The organism is Chryseobacterium sp. X308 (assembly GCF_020733145.1).
GTDB lineage: Bacteria > Bacteroidota > Bacteroidia > Flavobacteriales > Weeksellaceae > Chryseobacterium > Chryseobacterium cupriresistens.
In genome coordinates this window covers 62,547-75,120 of record NZ_JAJFZH010000008.1, presented here as the reverse complement: position 1 = coordinate 75,120, position 12,574 = coordinate 62,547, and the positions used below count along the sequence as shown (strand labels likewise).

Below are 12,574 nucleotides of genomic sequence, written 5' to 3'. Positions count from 1 at the left end.
ACACCTTAATAATATAGAAAGATGATGAATTTTAGAATTGTAGTTGCCGCCCTGTCTCTGTTTTTGCTAAGTACATTAGTAAAAGCTCAATATACCATGCATAAAATGATCAGTGTCGGGTATACTTACCAGAATCAAAGTTTTGGTGAAGTAGGAGGGAAATTACTTTTTCTTAAAAATGATGATGTAATTTACAGATTGGGAGGTTCTGCCATGATGGGGTCTGTGGATTCCAAATTTGCTGTTATGCCGAAACTGCAGGCAGATGTACTTCTTAATTTTGAAAAAAATGTGGATTTTTATCACTCTTATTACTTTTTGGCAGGCGTTGAAGGAACCAATAAATACATTGCTCCTAAAATAGGAGTTACCTTATTTGGCATGCTTGACCTTACGGGAGGCTATGCTTTTCCTATCGGAGATACCCGTCTGAACGGAAAAGAGATGAAAGGGCTTAATATTAATTTTACATTAAATATTCCTACCGTATTCATTCATGATATGTTTAAATGATTTTTTTTAGATTTTTCTCTATAAAATTTAATAATAGGTTAACAGTTATTAAAAAATTATTATATTTACATCATAATAATTTGTACCGCCTATAGAAGAGACTCTACTCTAGAACTGTTTTGTTTACACAGCAAAGGCCAGAAGAAATATCTGGAGGAATACCTGTCTGCAAATATTTATATTGAGAAGAGTTATGAAATCAAAATCGGATAGTTTACTAATTTCCCTTTACCAGAAAGGTGATGAGGCGGCCTTGTCAACCCTCATACACCGACATCAGAGAGAGCTTTTTACATTCATTTTTTACAAAATTAATGATGAAGATTTGGCCAATGATATCTTTCAGGATACATTCATGAAAATCATTGTGATGCTAAAAGAAGGACGCTATAATGAAGAAGGTAAATTTATTCTGTGGGCGAAAAGAATTTCTCACAATTTAATCATCGATCATTTCAGGTCAAAAGCAAAGAATATTAAAGTTTCGGAAACTACTTTTGAAACAGATGAATATTCTATTTTTGATTTGATCAGAGAACCGTCAGAAAATATTGAAGATCAGCTGGTAACCAATCAGATTCAGGAGGATCTTCTGAGGATGCTGCAGTTTTTGCCGCAAAACCAACAGGAAGTAATTAAATTGAGATTTTTCGATGGTTTAAGCTTCAAAGAAATTGCAGATCATACAGAGATGAGTATTAATACAACTTTAGGAAGAGTACGATATGCACTGATCAACCTGAGAAAAATCATGGACGAAAATAATATAATATTAACGAGATAAATAATATTTCAGAAAATTTCACGTTTTAAAGAAAACATACTTCGCCTATGAAAAAAAATGATTCTTTAAAAGTGAAAACTTTGAAACCTAAGAAACAAACAATTGATTTTTTGCTGAATTTTTCTAAAAGCCTTGAGATTGTGAAAAGTAAGAGCAAAAATTATCCTATTACAAAAAATTAAAATTATTAACTTTGTGCTGTATGAAAATGCAGCACGTTTTTTTTGACCTGGATAATACACTCTGGGATCATCGCAGAAATGCCTATCTTACCATCAAAGATCTTTTTGAAAAACAGGAAATTACTTTAAAGTATCATATTGACTTTGAGGAGTTTCATTCTGTGTATCACGATATCAACGAAGAGTTGTGGGAAAAGATCAGAGACGGAATTATTGGCAAAGAGTATCTGAGAGAACACCGTTTTTATGATTCATTCAAACATTTCGGAATCGATAATAAAGAGCTTGCCCTTTATTTTGAAGAACATTTCCTGGATAATATTGTGAGCCATAATGAACTGGTAGAAGGAGCAGAGGATGTTCTGGAATATCTGAAAGCTAAAAACTATACGTTACACATTATTTCCAACGGATTTCAGGAAGTGACGGAAAGAAAATGTACCCTTTCCGGAATCGCTCCTTATTTTACAACCATTACCAGTGCAGATGCCGTGGGAGTGAGAAAGCCTAATCCAAGGATTTTTGAATACTCGCTGGGACTTTCTGAAGCCAGAAAAGAAGAAAGTATCCTGATTGGTGACGACTGGATTGCAGATGCCATGGGCGCAACAGACTTCGGAATGGATGCTATTTTCTTTGATGTCTATAAAGAAGATAAACAGAAGGAAGGTTTAAAAGCCATTACCCATCTTCAGCAGATTAAGGAATACTTATAATAAAAGACAATAAAGTCTATACTATAAAAGCCATTGAGATCATCTTAATGGCTTTTTTGTTTTTTAAATATTTTCTAAAAATCAATGCAGACATCTGTGATCATCTGTGGTCAAATTTAAAATTTACCGTATTTATTTTTTACTGAAATCATTTTTCCCAATTCTTTCCCAAATTGATCAGGAAATTTGCTCCATAATACTAACAGAAAAAATTAAATCTTATGAAAAATGTAAAGAAAATCACCGGAGTATTAATGATTGTTTTTTTATTAATCGGAGGCTTAGTTTCTGCACAAGACAGAGCAATCACAGCAAATCAGTTACCCAAAACAGCTAAAAACTTCCTTGCAATTCATTTTAAAGGCATCCCTGTAAACTCTGCAATAGAAGACAGAGAAATTTATGGAGTAGATGAATACAAAGTATATCTGACTAATGGAATGAAAATGGAGTTCGACAGCAGCGGAAACTGGAAAGAAGTGGATGGTAAACACCAGAAAATTCCATATGGTTTCATCCCTGCGTCGATCAAAAATTACAGCACAAAGAATTTTCCCAATACTTACATCATCAAGATCGAAAAGAAAAGATGGTCTTATAAGGCAGAACTTTCCAATGGACTGGAGCTTGAATTCGACCGAAACGGGAATTTTAAAAAAATCGATGATTAACATTTAACCGAATACAAACACTCAATATTAATTACTATGGTCAACTGGAATGTAATAAACAGCAACGGAAGAAAGATTTCTTCTGCTCAGATTAGAAAGAATATGGTTTCATTTATGACAAGGAATCATCCTTGCAGTATCATTGACTCTATTGAAAAAAAATACAGTGCCTATAAAATTCATTTAATGAATGGCCTGTGTCTTGTTTTTGATGCAGACGGCCGGCATGTGAAATCAAATTAGATGATTCATGAAAAAGAACCTGAAGGAAGGAGGCAGAGAGCATTTCCATTTTGTAGATTTCTTATCGGTAATTTACCATATCACGCTTATACTGATGATATTATCGTAGACTTTCAGATGTGTATCTCTATCTAAGGCTTCCTCCTTATAATTTCCTATATTTGATATAAGTAAACCATGCAGCAGAGCATATAGATCCGGAATATGAAGATTTTAATAGTAGAAGATGAACCCGAACTGAAAGATACCGTACAGAAATTTCTGGAGGCAGAACACTTCATTGTAGAGTATGCAGAAAATTACAGTGGCGGACTGGAGAAAATTATTTCTTACGAATACGACTGTATTTTGCTGGATATCATGCTGCCTGATGGAAACGGAATCGATCTGCTGAAAGAGATCAAAAAAATGCACAAGAAAGATCCTGTGATCATCCTTTCTGCCAAAGATTCAGTAGATGATAAGGTGGCCGGGCTGGAAATAGGAGCAGATGATTATCTTGCAAAACCTTTCCACCTTGCGGAGCTCATGGCCAGAATCAGGTCTGTGATCAGAAGGAAAAATCAGGATGGCGAAAATATCATCCGCTACAAAAATATCAGTATTGACCCGGAGAACAGAACGGTGAAAGTAGGTGATGAAGAGCTTGTTCTTAACCGTAAAGAATATGACCTTTTGTATTATTTTGTGATTCATCCGGAAAAGACCTTACAAAAAACAACACTGGCAGAAGCCATCTGGGGTGATTATATCGATCAGGCGGACAGTCTGGATTTCATTTATTCCCAGATTAAAAATCTTCGTAAAAAACTGAAAACCCTACATGCAGAGGCCGATTTCCAGGCGGTGTACGGAATAGGATACAAATTGATCTGATGAAAACTTCATTAAAATATTACACGATAAAATACCTGATCATGATCCTGCTGCTGATTATAGCAGTGTGGGCAGGTCTTTTTTATGCCTATATTCTGGATGAAGTACACGATAATGTAGATGATGGTTTAAGAGATAGAAAAATACAGATCATTAAAGCTGTTTATCTTAATCCTCAGCTTTTGAAGAATAATGAATTTGGATTCAATGAATTTAAAATCAATCCGATCAAAGCCGGAGATTATCAGAATAAAAGCAGGTTGTACAATAAGATGTATTATATGGAATATGATGATAAAGATCAGCCTTACAGGGTTTTGGAAGCTGACTTTATTGATCAGTTCAAAGGGCATCAGCGGCTTGTTATCAGGACTTCAACGGTAGAAGAGGACGAATTGATATACGATCTTACAACAGCCTTAATCGTACTTTATATCCTTTTGGTAATAAGTATTGTTGCTGTAAACGGGTATCTTCTTAATAAGGCGATGAGACCGTTCTATCAGATATTGGATAAACTTAAAAAATATCAGTTTGGAATTCCTTTTTCCTCGGAAAAGCAGAACTATAAGATCACTGAGTTTGAAGAATTAAATGTGGAAATCAACGAAATGATTGAACGTAATGAACTCGTTTTCTATCAGCAGAAACAGTTTATTGAAAACGCTTCCCATGAACTTCAAACCCCTTTGGCTATCGTGATCAATAAAATTGATCTTATGATTCAGAATGATGATCTTGATAAAAAGAATCTCAACTTTCTTACTGAAGTGAAAAACGACCTGAGAAGAATGGTTGGACTGAATAAATCCTTACTCATGCTTTCCAGGATCGAAAACAGCCAGTTTAATAAAACATCAGACGTTGATTTTAACAGAATGATTACTCAGCTGGTACAGAATTATGAAGACTTCATTGCATTTAAAAAAATTGAGGTCTCTGTTATTGAGAAAGGACAGTTTATAGCAGATTTTAATCAGGATCTGGCAGATATTCTTTTATCCAATCTTCTTAAAAATGCAGTTAAATATAACCATCAGGAAGGGATTTTAAACATTATCGTGGAAAATAACCGGATAACATTTCAAAACAGCGGAAGTGCTGAACCTTTAGATAAATCCAGAATCTTTAACCGTTTCTATAAACAGGGTTCAGATCATACTTCCACAGGATTAGGGCTGTCTATCATCAAAACCATTATCAAACAATATCCGGGTTGGGACATTAATTATGAATATGGGGATCAGATGCATTACTTTATTCTGACAAAGAATAATACCCATTAATAATACTTTATATCAATAGAAAAAGCCTTTCAGACGAAAGGCTTTCTTATGTTTATAACCGGAATTAAAATCCTAAGCTTGTTCTTACTCTTTTCAGTGTTTCCAGCGCAATAGGTCTGGTTTTCTCAGCTCCTTGCTGAAGTTTTGCTTCAAGCTCATCGAGATTGTTCATATAATAAGCGAACGTTTCTCTTTCCTTCTCAAAACGTACCAGAATAAGATCCAGAAGTTCTTTCTTAGCATGTCCGTATCCGAAGTTTCCGGCAAGATATTTTGCTCTTAATTCTTCAGTCTGCTCAGGCGTAGCAATCAGCTGATAAATCTGGAATGTTTTGTCCGTATCAGGATCCTTAGGCTCTTCTAAAGACTTGGAATCTGATTCAATGCTCATCACCTGTTTCTTCAACTCCTTTTCAGGTAAGAAAATGTTGATGATATTTCCTCTTGATTTTGACATTTTCTGTCCGTCTGTCCCGGGAACATATTTAGTGTCCTCCTGAAGTTCAGATTGTGGAAGAACAAGAATTTCACCCATCTGGTTGTTGAATCTTGAAGCGACATCTCTTGCAAATTCCAGGTGCTGTAGCTGATCTTTTCCTACAGGTACAATTTCGGCGTCATACAATAAAATATCTGCAGCCATCAGAATAGGATACGTAAACAAACCTGCGTTTACATCCTGAAGCCTGTCTGCCTTATCCTTAAATGAATGCGCCAATGTTAATCTTTGATAAGGAAAAAAACATGATAAATGCCAAGAAAGTTCACAGGTTTCAGCGATATCACTTTGTCTGTAGAAATATGTTTTTTCAGTATCCAATCCACAAGCAAGCCAAGCCGCAGCAATCTCGTAGGTATTTTGTCTTAAAGTCTGCGCATCTTTTATCTGGGTAAGTGTGTGAAGATTCGCAATAAATAAAAATGATTCATTTCCTTCCTGTTTGGATAACTCAATAGCAGGAATAATGGCCCCTAATAAGTTTCCAAGATGGGGTGTTCCGGTGGCTTGAATGCCGGTAAGAATTCTTGACATTTGTTTACAATTTATATTTAAAAATTAATGAACAGCAAATTTACGAGGTTTGCCGGGAATAATAAAAGATAAAAGATAAAAGATAAAAGATAAAAGATAAAAGATGTTGTTATTAAAATTCAATTGGGGTGGTTATAATTCTGAGCATAACCTGAAAGGTTACGAACGTAAGTTCACGAAGAAAGCCCAGCCATCTTAAAATTCAACATCCATTGGCTTCAGCCAAAACCTATCAGCCTTTAATAATCTATATGTCTTTACTTATCATCCGTGAAAATCTGTGCAATCCGTGGAAAAATATTAAGGAATAACAATTTTCTCCCCTCCAAATTTCGGTTCTACTCCAAAAAGAAGATCCCAATAGGCTTTAGCTTTTGCCAGGTACTCTCTCAAATTGGTTTTTAAGCCCGCATACTTATTCACATCCTCTGCGTTATACCCAAAGGCATCCATTCCATTTTTTCTGGCCAGAAAAACAGCTCTTTCATTATGGAATTTCTGTGAGATAATGACCAGTTTCGTCTGACCGAAAATGTCTTTTGCTCTCACTACAGAATCCAGTGTTCTGAATCCGGCATGGTCTAAAATAATTTTATCATGATGAACTCCTTGCTGCATCAATGCCAGCTGCATGTCTTCAGGCTCATTATAATCTTTGGTGCTATTGTCACCACTAACGATGATGTATTGTATTTTTCCGCTTTTGTATAAATCGGCAGCAGCTTTAATTCTGTTATAGAAATAAGCATTTGGGGTTCCGTTGTTCAGAAGTTTCCCGGTTCCCAGTAATAAGCCGGTTTTTGATTCCGGTACATCAGCAATATTGTAGGAAACAAATGGTGCACTGTCTTTTTTGATGCTGTAATTTGCCCAGGCAATAAAAATAATTCCTGCAACCACAAGGAGCAGGAAAATTTTAACAATATTTTTGATTATTTTATTCATCTGAAAATAGATCATTTAAAATTCCAAACCGTTTGGAAAAGCTTTTTTTCTGAATATTAATAAGAACGCAGCCCCTACCGTAATAGCAGAATCGGCAACATTGAAAATATATTTGAAGAACTCAATATGTTTTCCTCCGATCAAAGGCCAGCTGTCAGGAACGTACCAGTCTACTACAGGAAAATGAAGCATATCTACCACACATCCTTTCATAAAGGTGGAATATCCGTGCCCGAAAGGAACGATTTTAGAAATGCCGCCATAGCCAATCCATCGGTCAGTGCTGGCATCATAAACAGTTCCGCTGTCGAAGATCATTCCGTAGAACATTCCATCAATAAGATTTCCGATAGCTCCTGCAAAAATAATCGCCATTGGAACTAAAAGATAATTGGATGCTCCTTCTTTCAGCCATTTTCTGAACATATAGATCATCCCTCCGATCAGGAATACTCTTAAGATAACCAGAAAATATTTTCCGATAATTCCTCCGAAATGAAATCCGTACGCCATTCCAGGATTTTCAACAAAAGTTTTGTTAAAGAAACCATTGATGACAGGAATACTCTCATTCAGTTCAAAATGAGTTTTGATATAAATTTTTGAAGCCTGGTCAATGAACAACACTAAAAATGTTATTGCTAAGATCTTTTTCATTACTGTCCTTTAGGTTTTGAAGGCTTTGATGCCGGCTTTACATTTTTATTATCGCTTGCTTTCCTGACTACTTTCTGTCCATTGAATGAGCTCTTAACATGAGCTTTTTCAAATTTAATCCCCATTTCCTTCAGAACACTTTTCAGTGCACTCAGCTCCATAGAATTTTTAGGATGTACTATGATAGATTCCATTTCTTATACTTATTTTTTTTACATTTTGGACAATTCATCCAGCCTTTTTCTGTCTTTCTCAGACAAATCATTCACTCCGTTTTTGCCCATCTTACTCAAAAGTCTGTCGATTTCTTTCTCCCGTTCGCGTTTATCAGAATTGAACCGGTCATCAATCGTGTAATTCTTCTGCTGATCAGGGAAGAATCTGTTTTTAATCCATTCTCTGTTGAAAAATATGACAACTACGGCGATGATCACTCCCAAAATTAATAATTCGCTCATGGGTATACATTAAAAATTAGGTTTATAAAGTATCCGTAAATACGTTATAAACCCAATGTTATTTTACAAACCTTACGGTTATTTTTGCATATTTTTCGCTTCGATGCTCAGCGTAGCGTGAGGAACGGCTAAAAGTCTTTCCTTAGGAATCAGCTTTCCTGTTACTCTGCAAACACCATACGTTTTATTTTCGATTCTGATCAAAGCATTTTTAAGATCACGCACGAATTTTTCCTGTCTTCCTGCCAAAATAGAATTCTGCTCTTTGCTTAGCGTTTCTGCTCCTTCCTCAAAAGCTTTGAAAGTAGGAGACGTATCATCAGTACCATTATTCTGGTCATTGATAAAACTTTCTCTGATAAGCTGAAGATCCTTTTCTGCTTTTTCTATTTTTTCTTTAATGATTGCTTTAAATTCCTGTAAATCAGCATCGCTGTATCTAACTCTTTCGTCTGACATATTCTTTCTCTTTTTTAATAAAATTATGAAATGGAATTTGAAATATAATAACTACAGGTTAATTTTTTTCAACATTTATCTTAAAATTAACCTCATCTATTTCGATTTCGTTAAAATTTAAAAGTGAAGATACAATTTCTATTTTATTTGACAAGACTTCGGAAGAAATATATTCCTCATTTTTCTTAATCTCATTCAGGAAAGGAGAACTTTCTTCCAATGTGATCGAAATTCTGTCTGTCAGTTCAAAGTCTTTATCTTTTCGCAGGTTCTGAATTCTGTTGATGAATTCTCTTGCGATCCCTTCAGATTTTAACTCATCGGTTAACGTCAAATCTAATGCCACAGTTGTTTTTCCATCGGAAGTTACTGTCCATCCCGGGATATCTTTTGTAGAGATTTCCACATCATCAAGAGTGATCTCATATCCCTGAACGTCTGTTTTTCCTTCTTTTTCAAGACCGGCAATCTGTTCTGCACTAAGATTAGCAATCTCTGCACCTACCACCTTCATATCTTTTCCTAATTTAGGACCAAGCGCTTTGAAGTTCGGTTTTATCTGTTTTACAATTAAATGGGATGCTTCTTCAGCATTGATTAACTGTAATTCTTTCACGTTCACTTCCTGTTTGATCAGATCTGCAACTGCAAGAATCTGCTCTTCTGTTTTAGAATCCAGAACAGGAACCAATACTTTTTGTAAAGGCTGACGAACTTTTACATTTTCTTTCTTTCTCAATGAGAAAACCATACTTGTAATGTTCTGTGCCAAATGAGTCTTTTCAACCAGATCCTGATCGATTAAACTTTCATCAGCTACCGGGAAGTCTGTAAGGTGTACAGATTCACAATTTTCCTTACCTGTTACTTTATTTAAATCCTGATACAACTGATCCATGAAGAACGGAGCAATAGGAGCGGAAAGCTTAGCTACTGTTTCAAGACAAGTGTATAAAGTCTGGTAAGCAGAGATCTTATCATCAGAATAATCTCCTTTCCAGAAACGTCTTCTGCATAGTCTTACATACCAGTTACTCAGGTTGTCGTTCACGAAAGTACTGATCGCTCTTGCTACTCTTGTCGGCTCGTAGTCTTCATAGAAAGCTTTTACCTCCTTAATCAGAAGATTAAGCTCAGAAAGGATCCATCTGTCGATTTCAGGACGGTTTTCCACTTCTTTTTCCGAATAGTTGAAGCCATCCACATTCGCATATAAAGCGAAGAATGAATAGGTATTGTAAAGTGTTCCGAAGAACTTTCTTCTTACTTCGTCAATTCCTTCAATATCAAACTTCAGGTTTTCCCATGGGTTGGCATTGGAAATCATGTACCAACGCGTAGCATCCGGTCCGTATACAGCAAGTGTTTCGAACGGATCTACTGCATTTCCTAAACGTTTTGACATCTTCTGTCCGTTCTTGTCCAGAACAAGACCGTTACTCATTACATTTTTATAAGCAACCGAATCAAACACAGCTGTTCCGATGGCGTGAAGCGTATAGAACCATCCACGGGTCTGGTCAACACCTTCTGCGATGAAATCAGCAGGGAATGCTTTGTTGTTGTCGATTAATTCTTTGTTTTCAAAAGGATAATGCAATTGTGCATAAGGCATAGACCCTGAATCGAACCAAACATCGATCAGGTCGCTTTCGCGTTTCATTGCTTTTCCTGAATCAGAAACCAATACTACTTTGTCTACTACATTCTTGTGAAGATCCACAAGCTCATAGTTAGATTCAGCCATATTTCCGATGATGAAACCTTTGAACGGGTTTTCAGTCATCAGTCCTGCTGCAATTGATTTTTCGATTTCATTGTATAACTCTTCTACAGAACCAATGATCTTTTCTTCCTTCAGGTCATCTGTTCTCCAGATCGGCAACGGAATACCCCAATATCTTGAACGGGATAAGTTCCAGTCGTTTACATTTTCCAGCCAGTTGGCAAAACGTCCTTCTCCGGTAGCTTTTGGCTTCCAGTTGATCTCTTTGTTCAAATTAACCAGTCTGTCTTTTACAGCGGTCATTTTCACAAACCAAGAATCCAACGGGTAATACAATACCGGTTTATCTGTTCTCCAGCAGTGTGGATAAGAGTGAACATATTTCTCTACTTTGAAAGCCTTGTTCTCTGTTTTCAATAAGATGGCAAGTTCTACATCCCATGATTTCTCAGGAGCTGTTCCTTCGTCGTAATATTCGTTTTTGATATAAGTTCCGGAGAATACCGCAGGAACATTATCTCCTTTGATGAATTTACCCTGTAAATCTACCAATGGTACAAGATTATCATTTTCATCTTTTACCAGCATCGGTGGAACCTCAGGCTGAGCCATTTTAGCTACTCTCGCATCATCAGCACCAAAAGTTGGAGCCGTGTGAACGATACCTGTACCATCTTCTGTTGTAACGAAATCACCAAGGATCACTCTGAATGCATTCTCAGGATTGTCATTGGGTGTAAACCAAGGGACTAATTGCTCATATCTTGTATCAACAAGTTTTTCTCCTGTAAATTCTTTTAGTATTCTGAACGGAATTACTTTCGTTTCCGGAGTATAGTTGGCAAAATCTTCATCTGTACCTTCTGCGTATTTTTTACCGAAAACTTTAGGTAAAAGAACACTTGATAAAACTACAGTTACAGGTTCAAATGTATATTGATTGAAGGTTTTCACTACAACATATTCAATATCTCTCCCTACGGTAAGAGCCGTATTGGATGGAAGCGTCCACGGAGTGGTCGTCCATGCAAGGATATGAACATCTCCGTCAACATCATTGAACAATGCTGAAGAGTCTTTTTTCACTTTAAACTGAGCCACAACCGTTGTGTCCGAAACATCACGATAGGTACCGGGCTGATTCAGCTCGTGAGAAGAAAGTCCTGTTCCTGCTTTTGGAGAGTAAGGCTGAATCGTGTAGCCTTTGTACAACAGATCTTTGCTATACAACTGCTTTAATAGCCACCAAACGGTTTCCATATATTTTGACTTGTACGTGATGTACGGATCATCAAGGTCTACCCAATATCCGATTTTTTCCGTAAGGTTATTCCAAACATCGGTATAACGCATCACGGCTTCACGACAAGCTTTGTTATAGTCTTCAATAGAGATTTTTTTGCCAATATCTTCTTTAGTGATTCCTAATTCTTTTTCTACACCCAGTTCCACAGGAAGACCATGCGTATCCCAGCCTGCTTTACGGAAAACCTGCTTTCCATTTTGAGTCTGGTAACGGCAGAAAATATCTTTCAATGCTCTTGCCATTACGTGGTGAATTCCAGGCATACCGTTTGCTGAAGGCGGACCTTCATAAAAAACAAACTCAGGATTTCCCTGACGGATCTCAACACTCTTATTGAAGGTTTTATTTTGTTTCCAAAATTCCGCTACATTCTCTGCTACGTCAATAAGGTTGAGGTTTTTGTATTCTTTAAATTGGCTCATTGTAAATATCTCAATATCGTTGATTAATTAAGTCTGCAAATTTACTAAAATTTGTCGGTTTATAATATATGTTTTATTTCGATATCATCTATTAAAAAGTTCAATTTCAGAAATATAATAAAGAAAGTGGGGGAAAGTGAATGGTGAATGGTCAATAAGTGAATTTTTCGGGTTGTATTTGATGTGGAATTTAATGCAATTTATTCAATAGGAGCGGCAATTATCCTGAGCATAGTCGAAAGAAACCCGCTTAAATAATAAAAACAAATCCACCGGCTCTAGCCAAAACCTACAACA

14 protein-coding genes are annotated in these 12,574 nt (G+C 36.2%); 7 read left to right on the top strand and 7 right to left on the bottom strand.

Features of this window, described 5'->3' with window-relative positions; all coding sequences use genetic code 11:
- Nucleotides 1-21 precede the first annotated feature (21 nt).
- The 7 genes from LIV57_RS11015 to LIV57_RS10990 all read left to right on the top strand — a co-directional run bounded on the left by LIV57_RS11015 (nt 22) and on the right by LIV57_RS10990 (nt 5,271).
- Entirely contained in the window at nt 22-513 is a 492-nt protein-coding gene (locus LIV57_RS11015) for a hypothetical protein (protein WP_227942619.1), read from the top strand.
- A 193-nt stretch (nt 514-706) separates the two neighbouring features.
- On the top strand, nt 707-1,297 hold the full coding sequence (locus LIV57_RS11010) for an RNA polymerase sigma factor (protein WP_110009874.1): 591 nt from the start codon (nt 707-709) through the stop codon (nt 1,295-1,297).
- 47 nt (nt 1,298-1,344) lie between these two features.
- Nucleotides 1,345-1,479 carry a hypothetical protein gene (locus tag LIV57_RS22900; RefSeq protein WP_262510398.1) on the top strand — a complete coding sequence of 45 codons (135 nt, stop codon included), beginning with the start codon at nt 1,345-1,347 and terminating at the stop codon, nt 1,477-1,479.
- Between the two features lie 20 nt (nt 1,480-1,499).
- Nucleotides 1,500-2,195 (top strand): YjjG family noncanonical pyrimidine nucleotidase, encoded by a 696-nt coding sequence (locus LIV57_RS11005; protein WP_227942618.1) that lies wholly within the window; start codon nt 1,500-1,502, stop codon nt 2,193-2,195.
- A gap of 221 nt (nt 2,196-2,416) precedes the next feature.
- Nucleotides 2,417-2,866, top strand: a complete 450-nt coding sequence (locus tag LIV57_RS11000) for a PepSY-like domain-containing protein (RefSeq protein WP_227942617.1) — start codon at nt 2,417-2,419, stop codon at nt 2,864-2,866.
- 447 nt (nt 2,867-3,313) lie between these two features.
- Nucleotides 3,314-3,985: a response regulator transcription factor gene (locus LIV57_RS10995; protein WP_110009870.1), complete on the top strand. Its 672-nt coding sequence runs from the start codon at nt 3,314-3,316 to the stop codon at nt 3,983-3,985.
- Nucleotides 3,985-5,271, top strand: a complete 1,287-nt coding sequence (locus LIV57_RS10990) for a sensor histidine kinase (protein ID WP_227942616.1) — start codon at nt 3,985-3,987, stop codon at nt 5,269-5,271. Before LIV57_RS10995 ends, LIV57_RS10990 begins: the two co-directional genes overlap by 1 nt.
- Nucleotides 5,272-5,335: 64 nt before the next feature.
- Here the strand turns inward: LIV57_RS10990 and trpS are convergent, their stop codons facing one another.
- The 7 genes from trpS to ileS form a co-directional block, all read right to left on the bottom strand.
- Nucleotides 5,336-6,304 carry a tryptophan--tRNA ligase gene (gene trpS / locus LIV57_RS10985; RefSeq protein WP_110009868.1) on the bottom strand — a complete coding sequence of 323 codons (969 nt, stop codon included), beginning with the start codon at nt 6,302-6,304 and terminating at the stop codon, nt 5,336-5,338.
- 300 nt (nt 6,305-6,604) lie between these two features.
- Nucleotides 6,605-7,249 carry a vancomycin high temperature exclusion protein gene (locus LIV57_RS10980; protein WP_227942615.1) on the bottom strand — a complete coding sequence of 215 codons (645 nt, stop codon included), beginning with the start codon at nt 7,247-7,249 and terminating at the stop codon, nt 6,605-6,607.
- 15 nt (nt 7,250-7,264) lie between these two features.
- On the bottom strand, nt 7,265-7,906 hold the full coding sequence (locus LIV57_RS10975) for a lipoprotein signal peptidase (RefSeq protein ID WP_110009867.1): 642 nt from the start codon (nt 7,904-7,906) through the stop codon (nt 7,265-7,267).
- Entirely contained in the window at nt 7,906-8,100 is a 195-nt protein-coding gene (locus LIV57_RS10970; protein WP_110009866.1) for a DUF2683 family protein, read from the bottom strand. Before LIV57_RS10970 ends, LIV57_RS10975 begins: the two co-directional genes overlap by 1 nt.
- Nucleotides 8,101-8,118: 18 nt before the next feature.
- A complete protein-coding gene (locus LIV57_RS10965; protein ID WP_227942614.1) occupies nt 8,119-8,364 on the bottom strand; it encodes a DUF6576 domain-containing protein in 246 nt (81 codons plus the stop codon).
- A 78-nt stretch (nt 8,365-8,442) separates the two neighbouring features.
- Nucleotides 8,443-8,823, bottom strand: a complete 381-nt coding sequence (locus tag LIV57_RS10960; RefSeq protein WP_002983772.1) for a TraR/DksA family transcriptional regulator — start codon at nt 8,821-8,823, stop codon at nt 8,443-8,445.
- 58 nt (nt 8,824-8,881) lie between these two features.
- On the bottom strand, nt 8,882-12,277 hold the full coding sequence (ileS, locus tag LIV57_RS10955) for an isoleucine--tRNA ligase (RefSeq protein WP_227942613.1): 3,396 nt from the start codon (nt 12,275-12,277) through the stop codon (nt 8,882-8,884).
- Nucleotides 12,278-12,574 lie beyond the last annotated feature (297 nt).